The following is a 16,004-nucleotide window of genomic DNA, read 5'->3' on the forward strand; positions in this document are numbered from 1 at the left end:
CGTGCACCCGCCCGTTCGAGCGCCCTCGAACGCACGCGTCAGGACGTCACGACCAGGCCGCTGGTTGGGACGCCGGTTCCGGCTGTGACCAGCACCGGAGCGCCGACCTGGTTCACCGATGTGCCGCGGACCTGCCGGACCGCCTCGGCGATTCCGTTCATCCCATGTATGTACGCCTCGCCAAGTTGACCGCCGTGCGTGTTGACCGGCAGCCGACCGCCGACCTCGATGGCGCCGTCGGCAATGAAGTCCTTGGCTTCGCCGGCCGCGCAGAAGCCCAGTTCCTCCAACTGAACCAGGACAAACGGGGTGAAATGGTCGTACAGGATCGCTGTTCGCACATCGTCGACGCGCAGCCCGGACTGGGCCCACAGCTGGTCGCCGACCACGCGCATCTCGGGCAGCCCGACCAGACCGTCCCGGTAGTACGAGGTCATCACGAACTGGTCCGGACCACTGCCCTGGGCCGCCGCCGCGATCACCGCGGGTGCGTTGGGCAGGTCGCGGGCCCGCTCCACACTCGTGACGACAAGGGCGACCGCGCCGTCGCTCTCCTGGCAGCAGTCGAGCAGGTGCAGTGGTTCGACCACCCAACGGGACTGCTGGTGGTCGTCCAGGGTGATCGGCTTCTGGTAGAACCAGGCGTTCGGGTTGACTGCCGCGTGCCTGCGGTCGGCGACAGCGACGCGACCGAAGTCCGCCGAGGTCGCGCCGTAGACATGCTGGTAGCGGCGGGCGAACATGGCGACGTCGGCCGCGGGTGTGCCCAGGCCCATCGGATACGACCAGGCGTTGTCGATCCCGTTGCTGGTCGGCGCGGTCGCGGCGGCCGTGGACACCTGGCCGAAGCGGTGACCGGACCGTTCGTTGAACGCCCGGTAACACACGACGACCTTGGCGACACCGGTGGCGACGGCCATGGCGGCCTGCTGGACGGTCGCACATGCCGCGCCACCGCCGAAGTTGATCCGGCTGAAGAAGCTCAGCGACGGCACGCCCAGCTCGCGCGCCACCGCGATCTCCGAGTTGGTGTCCATGGTGAACGTCACCAGTCCATCCACATCGGACGGTTTTAGGCCGGCGTCGGCGAGCGCGGCCCCGATCGCTTCGACGGCGAGACGCAGTTCGGTACGGCCGGAATTCTTGGAGAACTCGGTCGCCCCCATGCCGACGATGGCCGCTTTGCCGGAGAGTGTCATGACCGCACCAGCCGTACTGTTCCGGTGACGTGGTCACCCAGCGAGCACCGACCGGTCACCGACACCACGGTTTCGTCGCCCTCCTCGGTCGCGTGGCCGGCGAAGACCAGCGTGTCCCCGGCGTAACACGGCACGCCGAGCTTGATGGAGACGTTGCGTACCAACGAGTCCGGCCCGGCCCAGTCGGTGACGAACCGTTGTACCAGGCCGGTCGTGGTCAGGATGTTCAGGAAGATGTCCTGGGAGCCACGCCGGACGGCCGCGTCCCGGTCGTGGTGGACGTCCTGGAAGTCGCGGGTGGCGATGGCCGTGCTCACCACGAACGTCGCGGTGGCCTCGATCCTCAGCTCGGGAAGCTCCGTCATCGCGTCCGCCAGGCCGGGACGGTGAGCTCACTGTCCACATGCGACCATTCTACCCGCACCGGCTGACCGATCCGAACCTCCGCTGGGGGCACGTCGAGCAGTTCGCCGAGCATCCGCACGCCTTCCTTGAGTTCCACCAGGGCGATCACGATGGGCAGCTGTTTGCCCGGCACAGGCGGATGGTGGTGGACGACGTAACTGAAGATCGTGCCTTCACCCGCCGAAACCACGTATCCCGGCCGATCGTGGCCGCAGTGCGGGCAGACCGGCCCTGGTGGATGCCGGAGTCGTTCGCAGGAAGGACATTTCTGGATCCGCAGCTCGCGCCGGGCGGTGCCGTCCCAGAAGACCTGGGTGTCCTGGTTGACCTGCGGCCGGATGACCTGCCCGGCGGGTTGCGGCCGGAACTTCAGGACACGGAACATCATCTCCGCGACCGGCTCGTCGTCGACGTACCAGGCGCTGTTGGTCGTGACGAACCATCCCTCGCCCAACGCTGTCCGCTTAGGACCGACCACATCGGACAGTGTGGTGGTCACGGCGAGTTGCTCGCCCGGTCGGAGATACCGGTGGTACGTCTGTTCGCAGTTGGTGGCGACCACCGAGGTGTAGCCGGCCTCGTCCAGGATCCGGCTCATCGCGCCGAGCGGGTCGTCGCCGTCGCGTTCGCCGGTCAGGCCGTACATCGTCCACACCTGGACCATCGCGGGCGGCGCGAACTTCGGGTAGGCGGGGTTGCGGTCGCCCATCGCCTCCACCCAGTTGTTGATCATCGGCTCGTTGACCGGGTCCCGCGCCAGGCGTGGTTTGCTCTCCCCCAACGCCTTGAGCCGGGCGGCCTCGGTTTCGACGGCGTTCATCGCACCACCCGCGGCAGCTTCAGTCCGGCGGTGGCGATCAGCTCGCGTTGGATCTCGTTCACGCCGCCGCCGAACGACAACACCAGATTCCGTTTCGCCTGCACGTCAAGCCAGCGCATGAGGTCCCCCGTCGCCGGGTCGGCCGGATCGCCGTGCCTGCCGACGATGTCCTCCATCAGCCGGCCGACCCGCTGCACCCGGTCCGACGCGAACACCTTGGTCACCGAAGCGTCGGCGATGTCCAACTCGGCCGCCGCCACCTGGCCGTTGAGCAGCGTGTTGACCTCGACGCACGCGTACGCCTCGGCCAGCGACCTGCGCACATCGCGTCGGTCCAGAAGTCCTTGCCCGGCGGCCCAGTCCCGGACGCGGGAGTACAACGCGTCGATCCGGCCGGCCGGGCCGAGCATCACCCGCTCGTGGTTGAGCTGCGTGGTGATCAGCTTCCATCCGCCGTTCTCCGGCCCGACCCGCCTACTCACCGGTACGCGCACGTCCGTGAAGTACGTGGCGTTCACGTGGTGGGCGCCGTCGCACGTGATGATCGGCGTCCATTCGTAGCCGGGCGCCGTCGTGGCCACGATCAGGATGGAGATTCCCTTGTGGCGCTGGGCTTCCGGGTCGGTGCGGCACGCCAGCCAGATGTAGTCCGCCTCGTGTGCGCCGGTGGTGAAGATCTTCTGCCCGTTGACCACATAGGACTCGCCGGCGCGGACAGCAGTGGTTCGCAACGACGCGAGGTCGGTGCCGGACTCGGGTTCGGTGTAGCCGATGGCGAAGTGGATCTCCCCGGCGACGATCTTCGGCAGGAAGAAGTCCCGCTGCTCCTGGGTGCCGAACTCCTTGAGGGTCGGGCCGACCGTCTGCAGGGTCACGTACGGCAGCGGGACGTCCGCGCGGGCCGCCTCGTCCACCAGGATCTGCCGTTCCACGTCACCGGTGTCCGTGAACCAGCCGTCCGCGCCGATCCGCCGCATCAGGGCCCGGTAGACCTCGCCGTGCCGGTCGGTGAGCATCACCTCCCGCTCGGCCGGTGTCACCAGGTCGGCGAAGTAGGCCCGGAGCCGGTCCTTCAGCGCCCGCTGGTCCTCGGTCAGATCGACGAACACAGCTGGTCCAGCCTTTCCTCGACACCGCCGGCGAACCGCACGAGATCCTTGCCCAGCGCGTAGAACCGATGCATCGGGTACGAGATGTCCACGCCGATCCCGCCGTGCAAGTGGTGGCACGTGTGCATGGCCTTCGGCAGTTCCTCGGTCAGCCAGTACGCGGCGACGTCCAGCGCGGACCTGGCGTCCCGGCCGGTGCCCAGCCGCCAGATCGCCGACCACGTGGCCAGGTGCAAGGTTCTGGCGGCGATGTACACGTCCGCGATCTGCTGCGCCACCGCCTGGAAAGTCGCCAACGGCTTGCCGAACTGCCGCCGGTTCCCGACGTGCTCAGCGGTCAACTCCAGAGCACCGGCCAACAATCCGTCACCCACCGCGCAGATCCCGGCAAGCGCAAACGCTTGCAAGTGTCTCGCCGAGCCCAGAAGCTCACCCGGAGTGTCATCGAGCCGGACTGTGTACTCCGGTTGCCCGCTAGATGAGTGTGTCTTTGTTAACACTACATCTTGCCTGTGAACTGAGTACACAAGATCATTGGCGACGACAAGGATACAAGTTGCATGCTCGGCGTACGGAACCTGCGTCTTGGTCCCGGTGAGGAAGGCATCAGCGGTCCCGACGCGGCGGTCACGGTCGGTCCCGACGCCGCGGTCACGGTCGGCCCCAGCGCGGCGGTCACGGTCGGCCCCAGCGCGGCGGTCACGGTCGGTCCCGACGCCGCGGTCACGGTCGGCCCCAGCACCGCGATCACGGTCGGTCCCAGCGCCGCAGTCACGGTCGGTCCCAGCGCGGCTATCGTTGACTGTGACCTGCCCACGCATCGCTGCGGTCAAAACTCCGGGAGATGCCAGCCAGCGGTCCTGCTGTGCCAGCGTTCCCATGTGGACAATGGGCAGCACACCGAGGGCGAGCGTGGCCAACGCGGGCGTGTCCACCGCGGCCCGGCCGACCTCGGCGAGCACCACGCACGTCTCGATCACGCCAAGGCCGTCGCCGCCGAGCCGCTCAGGCCTGGCCAGTGTGAGCAGACCGGCTTGATCCAGGGCCTTCCATGGCTGCTCGGGTTCGCGGCGCAGGACGCTCGCGGCCAGGTCGGCGATCTCCCGTTGGGTGTCGTCGAAGCTGAAGTCCACCGAACCTCCTATCGGGGCAGTCCGAGGACGCGCTCGGCGGCCAGGGTCAACAGGATCTGGCTGGTGCCGCCGGCGATGCTCAGGCAGCGGGTCAGGAGGAAGGCGTGGATCGCGTCGCCCGCCACATCCGCCAGGGCGCCTTCCGGCCCGTACAGGTCCAGTGCGGCCTCAGCCACCTCCTGCCGGTGCCGGACGCCGACGAGTTTGCGCACGCTCGGGTCCGTGGCGAGATGGTCCATCAAGGACACCACCAGCCCGTCGGCCACCAAGGCGCCCAACCGTTCCTGATCACACCCTCGGGTGGCAGCCAGGTGGAGCAGGCCTTCCACCTCGGCGCCGAACGAGGATCCGCCGCCCATGGCCACGCGCTCGTTCGCCAGGGTCGTGCGGGTCAGCCGCCAGCCGTCGCCCAGGTCGCCCACGACGCACGAGTCCGGGACGAACACGTCGTCCAGGAACACCTCGTTGAACATGGCGTCGCCGGTGATCTCCCGCAACGGTCGGATGTCGATGCCTTCGGACCGCATGTCCACCAGGAAGTACGTGATTCCCTTGTGTTTGGGCACGTCCGGGTCGGTGCGGGCGAGGCAGATCGCCCAGTCCGCCTCGGCGGCGCGGGACGTCCAGACCTTCTGGCCGGACAGCCGCCAGCCGCCGTCGGCCCGGACCGCGCGCGTCCGCAACGCGGCCAGGTCCGAGCCTGCCTCGGGTTCGCTGAACAGTTGGCACCACGAGATCTCGCCGCGCAGGGTCGGCCGCACGAACCTGTCCTGCTGCTCAGGGGTGCCGTGCTGGAGGACGGTCGGCGCGGCCCACGCCCCGATCACCAGGTCCGGCCGCCGCACACCGGCCCGCCGGAGTTCGTCGGCGATCATCACCTGGTCCGAGGCGGACGCGTCGAGGCCGTAGGGCTTGGGCCACTCGGGCATGAGCAGTCCGGTCTCGGCCAGTCGCGCACGTTGGTCATCCAGAGACAGGGCGGCGATCTCCGCGATCAGGTCCCGGGTTCGACTGTCCGCAGTGGAGGCCGCACGGACCTGGCGCCGCGCGCCGCTCAATGCCAGTTCGGCGACCCGACGACGCCACATGGCCGTGCCGCCGAGCAACGCCCGCAAGGTCAACGCCCGCCGCAGGTACAGGTGGGCGTCATGTTCCCAGGTGAAGCCGATGCCGCCGAGCACTTGGACGCAGTCCTTCGCGGTCTCCACGGCCGCTTCCAGTGCCACGGCCGCCGCGACCGCCGCGGACAACGGGTGTTCGTCGGGTGCCTCGTCGGCTGCGCGCGCCGCGTCCCATGCTGCCGCCGACGCCGCGGAGACCCGGCACAACATGCCCGCACACAGGTGTTTCACCGCCTGGAAGGAGCCGATCGGCTTGCCGAACTGCGCACGCACCTTCGCGTACGAGGTCGCCGTGTCCAGGCACCAGCGCGCGATGCCCGTGGCCTCGGCGGCGGCGAGGGTCGCGGCCAGGTCCAGGACCTCCCGGGTACTCACCGGAATGACGTGAGTACCGCTCGCATTCGTCGGCCGGGCCGACAGTGGTTGGGACAAGTCCAGGGACTCACGGGCGGTCGACGGCCCGTCCACCAACGTCCAGACGTCGTCCACCGCGACGAGTTGATACGGTGCGTGACCGAACAGCGGCCCGTCCGGCAGGAGTCCGACCGCGACCGGGATACCGCCTTCGGCCAGCGCGGGCAGCAGTTCCTTGGCCGCCGGGCTGTCCGGGCTACGAGCGAGTAACAGTCCGGTGAGCACAGTCGGCAACACCGGCCCCGGGACCAACGCGGCGGCAGTCTGTTCCAGCGCGGCGGCCAGGTCCGCGACCGATCCGCCCCCGTCCGGCCGGACCATCTCGAACAAACCCAGGTGGGCCAGGTCGGCCCAGTGTTCCCGCCAGTGCTTCGCGCCGTCCCGGCCGCGGACGGTCGCGACCACGCCGGCGCGGTCGGCCCACGCCCTGATCGACTCCCCGATGGCCCGCTGCTCAGCGGTAATGGCGATCGACACACGGTCATTATAGAACGTGTTTCAGTTCTGTCGGCAACCCCGGCAGCGCGTATGATTCGAACGCGCGCGGTACACTGGTATCTGAAGTGGAACAGGTTTTAGCAAGGGGTTCGGATCGATGACAGCGACACCGTCCGGTGCGATCAGCGCTCTCGGCGACGACGAGCTCGGCTCGGCGGCCCAGCGCGACCGGCGCAAGCGCATCCTGGACGCGACCATCGCGCTGGCCACCAAGGGCGGCTACGACGCGGTCCAGATGCGTGCCGTGGCCGAACGCGCCGAAGTGGCACTGGGCACCCTGTACCGGTACTTCCCGTCCAAGATCCACCTCCTGGTGTCCGGCCTGGCCCGCGAGTTCGAGCGCAACCAGGAACGCATCGAGAAGGCGTCGGTGCCCGGCGAGACCCCGTACGACCGGGTGCTGTTCGTTCTCGGCCGGGTGACCAGGGCGATGCAGCGCGACCCGCACCTCACCGAGGCGATGACCCGCGCGTTCATGTTCGCCGACACCTCGGCGGCGACCGAGGTCGACCACGTGAGCCTGCTGATGGAGCGGATGTTCACCCGAGTAATGCATGACGGCGAGCCCACCGACGAGGACAAGGCCATCGCCCGGGTGATCGGCGACGTCTGGCTGTCCAATCTGGTCTCCTGGGTGACCAGGCGCGCGTCCGCGACGGACGTGACCACGCGCCTGGAACTCACCGTACGACTGCTGCTCAAGAAGGACTGAGGCTTTCAGCCCAGGACGCCGCTGATCGAGGCGTGTCCTTTCAGCAGGTTGCGGGCGATGGTCCGGCGCTGGATCTCGTCCGTGCCCTCGTAGATCCGCAGCAGCCGCAGCTCGCGGTACCACCGCTCGATCGGCAGTTCACGGGTGTAGCCCATGCCGCCGTGGATCTGCAGGACGCGGTCGACGATCTCGTTGGCCTTCACCCCGCCGTACAGCTTGGCCATGGACTGCGCCTGCCGGGAGTCCATGCCCTGGTCGACCTGCCACGCGGCGTGCAGCACGAGCCAGCGCAACGCCTCGATCTCCACCGCCGAGTCCGCGATCATCCACTGGATCGCCTGGCGTTCCGCGATCGGCTGGCCGAACGTGGTCCGGGTCCTGGCGTAGTCGATGCCCATGTCGACGAGCCGCTCGCACGCGCCGATCGCACGGGCGGGCAGCAGGTACCGGCCCTGGCCGATCCACCGCATCGCCAGTTCGAAGCCGCGGCCGACCTCGCCGAGGATGTTGCGGGACGGCACGCGCACGTTGTCGAACGTCAGCGCGGCCGGGCCCCACTCGCCCATGGTGTCGATCGGGTGCGACTTCCAGCCCATCTCCCGGTCGGCCAGGAAGCACGTGACGCCGCCGTTGGCACCCTTCTCCTTGTCCGTCACCGCGAACACCATGGTGAAGTCGGCTTCGTTGCCGCCGGTGATGAACGTCTTCTCGCCGTTGATCACCCAGTCGTCGCCGTCCTGGTGGGCGAACGCGCGGATGGCCCGCGCGTCCGAGCCGGCGCCGGGCTCGGTGATCGCGAAGCACGAGATCTTCTCGCCCGCGATGGTCGGCTTCAGGTACGTCTCACGCTGCTCTTCGTTGGCGTAGAACAGGATATTGTCCGCGGCGCCGCCGAACCGGAACTGGATGAACGAACGCCCCAGTTCCGCCTCCAGCAGGGCGGCCATGATCGCGCCCAGGTTCATGCCGCCGTACTCCTCGGGGGTGAGCACACCCCAGAAGCCGGACTCCTTGGCCTTCAACTGAAGCTCGCGGATCTCGGCGCGCTCCAGGCCGGGCCGCCCGGCGCGTTCCCGCCGGAGCACCTCCGGCTCCAACGGCATGATCTCCTTGCGCACGAATGTCCGCACCCAGTCGCGGACCTCACGCTGCTCGCCGGTGAGTGAGAAGTCCATTGTCAGCTCCTAGAGACGGCGGCCGCCGTCGACATAGATGGTTTGACCGGTGATGAACGAGGACTCGTCGCCGACCAGGAACGCGATCGTGGCGGCGATGTCGGCGGGCTGGCCGACCCGGCGCACCGGCGTGATGTCGGCGCTGCGCTGGGCCAGTTCCGCCGGCGTGATCCCGACGCGCTCGGCTGTGGCCGCGGTCATCTCGGTGACGATGAAGCCGGGGGCGACCGCGTTCACGTTGATACCGAACGGACCCAGTTCGATCGCGAGCGTGCGGGTGAACCCCTGCAGGCCCATCTTGGCGGCCGAGTAGTTGGCCTGGCCGCGGTTGCCCAGCGCGGACACGCTGGACAGGCTCACGATCTTGCCGTACTTCTGGGCGACCATGTGCTTCTGCGCGGCCTTGCTCGCCAGGAACGCGCCCTTGAGGTGGACGCCGATCACCGTGTCCCAGTCCTGCTCGGTGAGCTTGAACAGCAGGTTGTCCCTGGTCACGCCGGCGTTGTTGACCAGGATGTCCAGCGACCCGAACTCCTCGGCGGCCCGGTCGGCGGCGTTGGTCACCTGATCGGCGTCGGTGACGTCGGCGCCGACCGCGATCGCCCGCCCGCCGGCCGCCACAATGGCATCCACAGTGGACTTACCAGCGGCCTCGTCCAGATCGAGGACCACCACGGCCGCGCCGTCCGCCGCCAGCCGCGCGGCGACAGCGGCACCGATTCCCCTCGCCGCCCCGGTCACCAGGGCCACCCGTCCGTCCAGAGCCATCCGAGTCCTCCGAAAACCATACGCTGTTAGGTATAGTCCGAGCATAACTCCGGGAGGACACAGATGCCACGGCCGACGACACCCTTGCTGAGCCGGGATCGGATCAGGGTGGCCGCACTGGCGATCATCGACCGCGACGGCCTCCCGGGCCTGTCCATGCGCCGCCTCGCCGCCGACCTCGGCGTGCAGGCACCGTCCCTGTACAGCCACTTCCCCACCAAGGACGCCCTGCTGGACGAGGTCTGCGACGCGATCATGTCCGCCGTCGACGTCTCCGACTTCGCCGGCACCGACTGGCGCAAAGGCATCCGGACGTGGGCGAGGTCATACCGCGCGGCCCTGGCCGCCCACCCCAACGTGGTCCCGTTCCTGGCCGGCGGCCCGGCCCGGCGGGACTCGGCACTCCGGGTCGCCGACGCGGTGCACGGCGGGCTCGTGCGGGCGGGCTGGCCGCCGAAACTGGCGACCATGATCGGAGCGTCCACGAAGTACCTGGTCCTGGGCGCCGCGATCGGCTCGTTCTCCCGGGGCTTCGAAGACGACGTGCAGGTCTACCTCGACCGGTATCCCAACCTCAACCAGGCCCACCGCCTGGCCGAACACGCCGACGAGATCGACCAGGGCTCGTTCGAACTGGCCCTGGACGCCTTCCTGCACGGCCTCTCAGCCCTGCACGGTGCGACCACCTGACCCGGGCGGGTCCCGGGCCAGGATTCACTGGTCAGTTCGTCAGGCTGTCGAACATGCCAGGTTCGTAGGAACCCGCCGGGGTACGCACGATCACGTTCATCCGGTTGGCCGCGTTGATCAACGCCACCAAGGAGACGAGTGCGACGACCTGGTCTTCGTCGTAGTGCTTGCGCACCTGGGCCCAGGTCTCGTCGGACACGCCGGTGTGGGCATCGGCGAGCCGGGTGCCTTCCTCGGCGAGCGCCAACGCGGCCCGCTCGGCCTCGGTGAACACAGTCGCCTCACGCCACGCGGCGACCAGATTGAGCCGGACCGAGGTCTCGCCGGCGGCCGTGGCGTCCTTGGTGTGCATGTCGGTGCAGAAGCCGCAGCCGTTGATCTGACTGGCCCGCAACGACACCAGCTCCTGGATGGGCAGCGGCAGCGGCGACTGCCGGATCACCATGCTGGCGTTGGCGAACCGCTTGCCGAACTTGGCGGCGAGCTCGTTGTCGAACATGTTGAGTCGAGTTTCCATGGCCACAAGATGCCGACCACCCGCTCCTTGTGACAGCTCGCCGACGTGACGCGCACCACTAGGCGGTCAGCAAGGCATCACGGACCTTCGTGGCCTCGGCCGTCGATGCTCCCCGCCACGCCACGATGTCGTCCGGACGCACCAGCAGACATTCGTCGTCGGACAGGAAGTCGACCTGGTCGCCCGTGACGGTCGCCCAGTCCGGACCGGCCAGGTCCACTGTGGAGCGACTGTCGTCGAGCCACCGGTGTGGGATCCGGGTGCCGACCCGGCCGGCCGGTGCGAACTCAAGGATCGGCTCCTCGGAACCGTCCGGCACCAGTGCTCCCTCGGTGTACTGAAAGCCGCCTGCCGCAAGGACGAACGGATGCGCCAACGTGGGATCCGGTGTGCCGAGGGTGAAGCTCTCGGCGCGACGCGTGGACTGGTCCGCCACGAACCATCCGGCTGGGCGGCGTTCGGCGTGGTAACTGGCGAGCAACGACGGCGCGGCTTCGCCGCGCAGGACGGCGGCGAGTTTCCAGCCGAGGTTGTGCACGTCGGCGATCCCGGTGTTGGCGCCGCTGGCCGCGTACGGTGGCATCACGTGGGCCGCGTCACCCGCCAGGTGCACCCGTCCCGCCGAGTAGTGGTCCGCCACCAGCATCTCCGCCTGCCACGGCAGGACACTGCGGACCTCCAGGTCCGGCGCGGGCACGCCGAGCGCCGTCCGCACCAGCGTCGGCCAGTCCCGGTCGGTATCGGCGCCCGGCGTCATGAACACCCAACGGCGACGGCCGTCCACGGACGCCAGTCCGCCCGGAATGTCCGGGTGATCGATCCGGCACAGGTTGAACTCCCGGCCGCGCACCACGGACGCGAGGTCGGCGTAGAAGTACACATTCACGTTCGGTTCCCCGACGGCGCCCTGGCCCGACCGGGTGATGCCCAGGGCGTCCCGTACGCCGCTGTGTGCCCCGTCCGCGGCGATCAGATACTGGGCGTGGATCTCCTCGCCGGCGAGCCGGCCGACCACGCCGTCGGTCGTCTGCTCGAAACCGAGCAGCTCTGTGCTGAACCGAACCTCGGCACCGGCCTCGACAGCGGCCGCCCGCAGGACGGGCTCCAGTACGTCCTGCGCGATCAGGCATGGCAGCTCCGGGCTGACTTCCACGGCCGAAACCCCGGTCGGCTGCCACAACGGCAACTGCTCTGCCTCCGCCAGGGTGCGTCCGGCGGCCATGTGGTCGTGCCCGGCCAGGTCCCGCGCTGCCTCGTGGACCAGGCCGGCGAGCCCCATCTCGCGGAAGATCTCCATGGTCCGGACGTGGAATCGGCGCGCTTTCGGCTGCGGTGACGTGGTCTCGCGCCGCTCGACCACCGTCACTGGGACGCCGTGGTGCCGCAGCACGAGCGCGGCCGTGAGCCCGACCAGTCCGCCGCCGACGACCAACACCTCTGGTGTACGTTGTCCACTCATATGGACGTTGTACACCAACTGCTAGCCTGTGTCGACCATGAACGACAAACTGGTGTGGCTCGAAGACTCCGTGGCCTCCCGCGCCGCGGAGCCGCTCAGCCGCGAACGCATCGTGGCCGCCGCGGTCCAGATGGCGGACCAGGAGACGAGCGGCGACGTCACCATGCGGGCCCTGGCCGGTCGGCTCGGTGTGCGCAGCCCGATGGCGCTCTACCGGTACGTCCACAGCAAGGACGGACTGGCCGACCTGATGGCCGACCACGTCTACGGCCAGCTCAGCGTCACCCGGGGCGAGGGCTGGCGACCGGCCCTGCGCCGGCTCGGCACCTCCGGCTGGGCGGCCGTCCAACGACACCCCTGGTTCGCGCGCCTGGCGTTCAGCCGCCCCCCGCTCGGCCCGAACGCGCTGGCCGTCTACGACGCGGCGCTCGCCGAACTCGACTCACTGAACCTGGCGGCAGCCACCCGCATGGGGTTCGTCAACACCGTGCTCGGGCACGTCTTCGGCTCCGGCCTCGCCCTGCTTGAGGAGCGGGCGATGCGCGCCCGCACCGGCATGGCCACCGAGGAGGACCTGGCCACCGCCGTGGCCCCCTACCTCGACCGGATCGCCGCCGCGGGCAGCCACCCGCACTTCACCCGCTGGGCCACTGACCCCGGCCGCGACGCCCAGCCACCGCAGACGTTCGACGCGATCCTCGAATGGCTGCTGGACGGCCTCGCCACGCTGGCGGACTAGATCAGGCGTCGCCGAGGACTCTGCGGGCGTTGTCGACGTGCAGGTTCTCGATCATCCGACCGTCCACTGTCACCACACCGCGACCTTCCCTGGTGGCCTCTTCGAAGGCTTCGATCACCTTTCGGGCGTGCGCGATCTCAGCCGGCGACGGCGCGAAGATCCGGTTGCACGGCTCGATCTGCCCCGGGTGGATCAGGGTCTTCCCGTCGAAGCCGAACTCCTTGCCCTGCTGGCACTCCGCCTCGAAGCCTTCGATGTCCCTGACGTCGTTGTAGACGCCGTCGAGGATGTCCTTGCCGGCCGCGCGGGCCGCGAGGACGCAAAGCGACAGGCCGGTCAGCAGAGGAGCGCGCCCCGGGACGTGCGTGGCCCGCAGTTCGTTGGCCAGGTCGTTGGTGCCCATCACCAGGACTGACAGCCGGTCGCTGGCGGCGGCGATGTCGTGCGCGTGCAGCATCGCTATCGGGGTCTCGACCATGACCCAGATCGCTGTGCGGTCCGAGGCTCCGCCGGATTCCAGGGCGTCTTCGATGGCGTGCACTTCCGCGGCCGAGTTCACCTTCGGCACGAGCACGGCCTGCGGGCCGGCCTCGGCCGCCGCGCGCAGGTCGTCCGCATGCCACTGCGTGCCGAACCCGTTGACCCTGATGGCTACTTCCCTTGTGCCGTAAGTACTCGCCGCCTCGCAGACGCGCTTTCTAGCGTCCACTTTGGCGTCCGGCGCGACAGCGTCCTCCAGGTCAAGGATCAACGCGTCCGCAGGCAACCCACGGGCTTTCTCCAGCGCCCGATCGTTCGCGCCGGGCATGTACAGCACCGATCGACGTGCCATTCTCAGTCCTTCTCGGCCTGGGCGTACGCCTCCGCGAGCTCCGGGTCACGAGCGGCGAGCTGGTCGGCCAACTCGGCGACCACCCGGCACTGCTTCACCGTCGCGTCGTCCTGCATCTTGCCGTCGATCATCACGGTGCCGGTGCCGTCGCCCATCTCCCGGATCACCCGCCGCGCCCACGCCACATCCGCCGGCGACGGCGAGAACACCTTCTTGGCGATCTTGATCTGCGCCGGGTGCAGGCTCCACGCGCCCACACAGCCGAGCAGGAAGGCGTTCCGGAACTGGTCCTCGCAGCCGACTGTGTCCCGGATGTCCCCGAACGGCCCGTAGTACGGCAGGATCCCGTTCGCCGCACACGCGTCGACCATCCGCGCCACGGTGTAGTGCCACAGATCCTGTTGGTACGTCTGGCGACCGGCCGTCAAGTCGTCACCGACCGGGTCGCTGCGCACCAGATAGCCCGGGTGGCCGCCGCCGACCCGGGTGGTCTTCATCCGCCGGCTCGCCGCCAGGTCCGCCGGGCCCAGCGACAGGCCCTGCATCCGGGGGGACGCGCCGGCGATCTCCTCCACATTGGCCACCCCGGTCGCCGTCTCCAGGATCGCGTGCACCAGGATCGGCCGCGCCAGCCGGGCCTTCGCCTCCAACTGCGCCAGCAGCCGGTCCACATAGTGGATGTCCTGCGCGCCTTCGACCTTCGGCACGATCACCACGTCCAGCCTGTGCCCGATCTCCGGCACCAGGGTGAGCAGGTCGTCCAGCGCCCACGGCGAGTCCAGGCTGTTCATCCTGGTCCACAACTGGGTGTCGGCGAACTCGGTGCTCTTGCCGATCCGCACCAGCCCGGCCCGCGCCGCCTCCTTGCGGTCCGCCGGGACGGCGTCCTCCAGGTTGCCGACCAGCACGTCCACCTGGCCCACCAGGTCCGGCACCTTCGCGGCCATCTTCGGGTTGCCCGGGTCGAAGAAGTGCAGCGCCCGGGACGGCCGGAACGGAACCTCCCGGACAGGGTCAGGCGCACCCAGCGCCAACGGCCGGAAGAAGTCCTTCGGCGAACGCATTCTCCACCTCCAACTCGGGCTACCGCAGGTTAACGTGCCCGGTGACGACGCGCAGGCGAGACAGGTCACACCACGACCACAGTCCCGTCCACGGTGAGGTAGCCATGGACCATCGTCTCCGTGCTGTACGGCGCCGCGAGCGTCCCGTCCCGGTCCAGGGCGATCACACCACCCGTCCCACCCAACGCCGTGAGCCGGTTCATGACCACCTCGTGAGCGGCCGCCACCACGTCAAGTCCGCCAAACTCGATCATCGCCGCGATCGTCCCCGCCGCAGTACCCCGCAGGAACACCTCACCATCGCCAGTCCCACTCACAGCGACCCGCCTGTCGGCGTACGTGCCCGCGCCGATCACAGCCGAGTCACCGACACGCCCGGTCAACTTGTTGGTCCGCCCACCGGTGGACGTCGCCGCGGCCAAGTCACCGCCACGGTCGACCGCGACCGCGCCCACCGTGCCTTTCAACTCCAACAGCTGGCTCAGTCGCCGTTCCGTGGAGAAATAGCCCCCATCGACCATCACCAGCCCGCCGCGCACCGCGAACTCATCCGCGCCAGGCCCAGCCATGAACACGTGGTCAGTCGACTCCATCACCAGGCGCGCGGCCTCAATCGGGTTGCGGACCGCCCGCACAGCCGCGACCGCACCAGCGGCCTTGTCCAAACCACGCATGATCGACGCGTCCAACTCATGGCCCTCGTCGGCGGTGAACACGGATCCCTTGCCCGCGTTGAACAACTCGTTGTCTTCCAGCACGCGCACGGCTGCGACAACCGCGTCTACACAGTTGTCCTTGGCTTGGCCGGCTCGCAGGGCCGCTTCGATGCCCGCCCGGACCTCGTCGCGCAAGTCCTCCGGGGTTTGCTTGCCCGCGCCGCCGTGGACGGCCAGGATCACGTTCTTCATGAACCGCAGCATAGGGCTTCCGGCTTTTCGCTGGTACGTCCAGTGTGTGGGCGCTGTCCGCATTTCAACAGATGCTCGCTTCGTGGCATGTCGGTCTACAGATTGTTCGCTCGCCGCGAGGGCAGGCCGCCAAGAGGGAGTCTGTTGTCGGGTTTTGCTGCTGTGGTTTGGTTGTTTGTTTGGTCGCGGGTTCTCCCTCCCGTGTGGCCTGCCCAAGGGAATCACATCTGGCATGTGGTGTCCGGCTTGGGTTTCGGTCCGTATCGCTCCCGCTGTCTGCCGGTTTCCGTGGGCGGACCGCACGGCTTTCGTCGTTCGGACACCACATGCCAGATGTGATTGGCTGCGCCCAGGAAGCTCCTATGGTGTGTCAAGGAGTGGGGTGGTGTTTGTGGAGGTTGGTGAGGTCGGTCATGAGGCGGGGGTAGATTTCGCGGGCGA

General features: G+C 68.7%; 16 protein-coding genes. 3 read left to right on the forward strand and 13 right to left on the reverse strand.

What is annotated here, in order from left to right; translation table 11 throughout:
* Positions 1-38: 38 nt before the first annotated feature.
* From EV192_RS49975 to EV192_RS50005, 6 genes are read right to left on the reverse strand one after another with little or no spacing between them, the layout of a single operon-like run.
* Entirely contained in the window at positions 39-1,199 is a 1,161-nt protein-coding gene (locus EV192_RS49975) for a lipid-transfer protein (RefSeq protein ID WP_132125864.1), read from the reverse strand.
* Complete coding sequence (locus EV192_RS49980; protein ID WP_132125865.1) at positions 1,196-1,564, reverse strand: MaoC family dehydratase; 369 nt, start codon at positions 1,562-1,564, stop codon at positions 1,196-1,198. Before EV192_RS49980 ends, EV192_RS49975 begins: the two co-directional genes overlap by 4 nt.
* Positions 1,561-2,424, reverse strand: a complete 864-nt coding sequence (locus EV192_RS49985; RefSeq protein ID WP_132125866.1) for a bifunctional MaoC family dehydratase N-terminal/OB-fold nucleic acid binding domain-containing protein — start codon at positions 2,422-2,424, stop codon at positions 1,561-1,563. The genes EV192_RS49980 and EV192_RS49985 overlap by 4 nt, the downstream gene beginning before the upstream one ends.
* Positions 2,421-3,533, reverse strand: coding sequence for an acyl-CoA dehydrogenase family protein (locus EV192_RS49990; protein WP_132125867.1), 1,113 nt, complete (start codon positions 3,531-3,533; stop codon positions 2,421-2,423). The genes EV192_RS49985 and EV192_RS49990 overlap by 4 nt, the downstream gene beginning before the upstream one ends.
* On the reverse strand, positions 3,518-4,666 hold the full coding sequence (locus EV192_RS55185; protein ID WP_243727579.1) for an acyl-CoA dehydrogenase family protein: 1,149 nt from the start codon (positions 4,664-4,666) through the stop codon (positions 3,518-3,520). Before EV192_RS55185 ends, EV192_RS49990 begins: the two co-directional genes overlap by 16 nt.
* Positions 4,667-4,674: 8 nt before the next feature.
* Entirely contained in the window at positions 4,675-6,678 is a 2,004-nt protein-coding gene (locus EV192_RS50005; protein ID WP_132125868.1) for an acyl-CoA dehydrogenase family protein, read from the reverse strand.
* Positions 6,679-6,796: 118 nt separating this feature from the next.
* Here EV192_RS50005 and kstR point away from each other — a divergent pair, with 118 nt between their 5' ends.
* A complete protein-coding gene (kstR, locus tag EV192_RS50010) occupies positions 6,797-7,411 on the forward strand; it encodes a cholesterol catabolism transcriptional regulator KstR (protein WP_132125869.1) in 615 nt (204 codons plus the stop codon).
* 5 nt (positions 7,412-7,416) lie between these two features.
* Here kstR and EV192_RS50015 read toward each other — a convergent pair whose 3' ends face one another.
* Together EV192_RS50015 and fabG are read right to left on the reverse strand one after the other, a co-directional pair.
* The gene (locus EV192_RS50015; protein ID WP_132125870.1) at positions 7,417-8,586 is read right to left on the reverse strand and encodes an acyl-CoA dehydrogenase family protein; all 1,170 of its coding nucleotides are present in this window, start codon (positions 8,584-8,586) and stop codon (positions 7,417-7,419) included.
* 9 nt (positions 8,587-8,595) lie between these two features.
* Positions 8,596-9,354: a 3-oxoacyl-ACP reductase FabG gene (gene fabG / locus EV192_RS50020; RefSeq protein WP_132125871.1), complete on the reverse strand. Its 759-nt coding sequence runs from the start codon at positions 9,352-9,354 to the stop codon at positions 8,596-8,598.
* Positions 9,355-9,417: 63 nt separating this feature from the next.
* On the opposite strand from fabG, the gene EV192_RS50025 reads away from it, so the two are divergent.
* Complete coding sequence (locus tag EV192_RS50025; RefSeq protein ID WP_132125872.1) at positions 9,418-10,044, forward strand: TetR/AcrR family transcriptional regulator; 627 nt, start codon at positions 9,418-9,420, stop codon at positions 10,042-10,044.
* Positions 10,045-10,075: 31 nt separating this feature from the next.
* On the opposite strand, the gene EV192_RS50030 is transcribed toward EV192_RS50025, so the two are convergent.
* On the reverse strand, positions 10,076-10,561 hold the full coding sequence (locus EV192_RS50030; RefSeq protein ID WP_132125873.1) for a carboxymuconolactone decarboxylase family protein: 486 nt from the start codon (positions 10,559-10,561) through the stop codon (positions 10,076-10,078).
* A gap of 58 nt (positions 10,562-10,619) precedes the next feature.
* Positions 10,620-12,020, reverse strand: a complete 1,401-nt coding sequence (locus tag EV192_RS50035; protein ID WP_132125874.1) for an FAD-dependent monooxygenase — start codon at positions 12,018-12,020, stop codon at positions 10,620-10,622.
* A gap of 37 nt (positions 12,021-12,057) precedes the next feature.
* On the opposite strand from EV192_RS50035, the gene EV192_RS50040 reads away from it, so the two are divergent.
* The gene (locus EV192_RS50040) at positions 12,058-12,759 is read left to right on the forward strand and encodes a TetR/AcrR family transcriptional regulator (RefSeq protein ID WP_132125875.1); all 702 of its coding nucleotides are present in this window, start codon (positions 12,058-12,060) and stop codon (positions 12,757-12,759) included.
* 1 nt (position 12,760) lies between these two features.
* On the opposite strand, the gene EV192_RS50045 is transcribed toward EV192_RS50040, so the two are convergent.
* The 3 genes from EV192_RS50045 to EV192_RS50055 form a co-directional block, all read right to left on the reverse strand.
* Complete coding sequence (locus EV192_RS50045) at positions 12,761-13,591, reverse strand: HpcH/HpaI aldolase/citrate lyase family protein (protein WP_243727580.1); 831 nt, start codon at positions 13,589-13,591, stop codon at positions 12,761-12,763.
* Between the two features lie 2 nt (positions 13,592-13,593).
* Positions 13,594-14,655, reverse strand: coding sequence for an HpcH/HpaI aldolase/citrate lyase family protein (locus tag EV192_RS50050; RefSeq protein WP_132125876.1), 1,062 nt, complete (start codon positions 14,653-14,655; stop codon positions 13,594-13,596).
* A gap of 65 nt (positions 14,656-14,720) precedes the next feature.
* Entirely contained in the window at positions 14,721-15,563 is an 843-nt protein-coding gene (locus EV192_RS50055; RefSeq protein WP_132125877.1) for an isoaspartyl peptidase/L-asparaginase family protein, read from the reverse strand.
* Positions 15,564-16,004 lie beyond the last annotated feature (441 nt).

Origin of the sequence: Actinocrispum wychmicini (assembly GCF_004345645.1) — a bacterium.
Lineage (GTDB): Bacteria > Actinomycetota > Actinomycetes > Mycobacteriales > Pseudonocardiaceae > Kibdelosporangium > Kibdelosporangium wychmicini.

Excerpts from the sequence above, each read along its gene's own strand:
- EV192_RS49975 (WP_132125864.1), bottom strand. The coding sequence starts at position 1,199 with ATGACACTCTCCGGCAAAGCGGCCATCGTCGGCATGGGGGCGACCGAG.
- EV192_RS49980 (WP_132125865.1), bottom strand. The coding sequence starts at position 1,564 with ATGACGGAGCTTCCCGAGCTGAGGATCGAGGCCACCGCGACGTTCGTG.
- EV192_RS49985 (WP_132125866.1), bottom strand. The coding sequence starts at position 2,424 with ATGAACGCCGTCGAAACCGAGGCCGCCCGGCTCAAGGCGTTGGGGGAG.
- kstR (WP_132125869.1), top strand. The coding sequence starts at position 6,797 with ATGACAGCGACACCGTCCGGTGCGATCAGCGCTCTCGGCGACGACGAG.
- EV192_RS50015 (WP_132125870.1), bottom strand. The coding sequence starts at position 8,586 with ATGGACTTCTCACTCACCGGCGAGCAGCGTGAGGTCCGCGACTGGGTG.
- fabG (WP_132125871.1), bottom strand. The coding sequence starts at position 9,354 with ATGGCTCTGGACGGACGGGTGGCCCTGGTGACCGGGGCGGCGAGGGGA.
- EV192_RS50025 (WP_132125872.1), top strand. The coding sequence starts at position 9,418 with ATGCCACGGCCGACGACACCCTTGCTGAGCCGGGATCGGATCAGGGTG.
- EV192_RS50030 (WP_132125873.1), bottom strand. The coding sequence starts at position 10,561 with ATGGAAACTCGACTCAACATGTTCGACAACGAGCTCGCCGCCAAGTTC.
- EV192_RS50035 (WP_132125874.1), bottom strand. The coding sequence starts at position 12,020 with ATGAGTGGACAACGTACACCAGAGGTGTTGGTCGTCGGCGGCGGACTG.
- EV192_RS50040 (WP_132125875.1), top strand. The coding sequence starts at position 12,058 with ATGAACGACAAACTGGTGTGGCTCGAAGACTCCGTGGCCTCCCGCGCC.
- EV192_RS50045 (WP_243727580.1), bottom strand. The coding sequence starts at position 13,591 with ATGGCACGTCGATCGGTGCTGTACATGCCCGGCGCGAACGATCGGGCG.
- EV192_RS50050 (WP_132125876.1), bottom strand. The coding sequence starts at position 14,655 with ATGCGTTCGCCGAAGGACTTCTTCCGGCCGTTGGCGCTGGGTGCGCCT.
- EV192_RS50055 (WP_132125877.1), bottom strand. The coding sequence starts at position 15,563 with ATGAAGAACGTGATCCTGGCCGTCCACGGCGGCGCGGGCAAGCAAACC.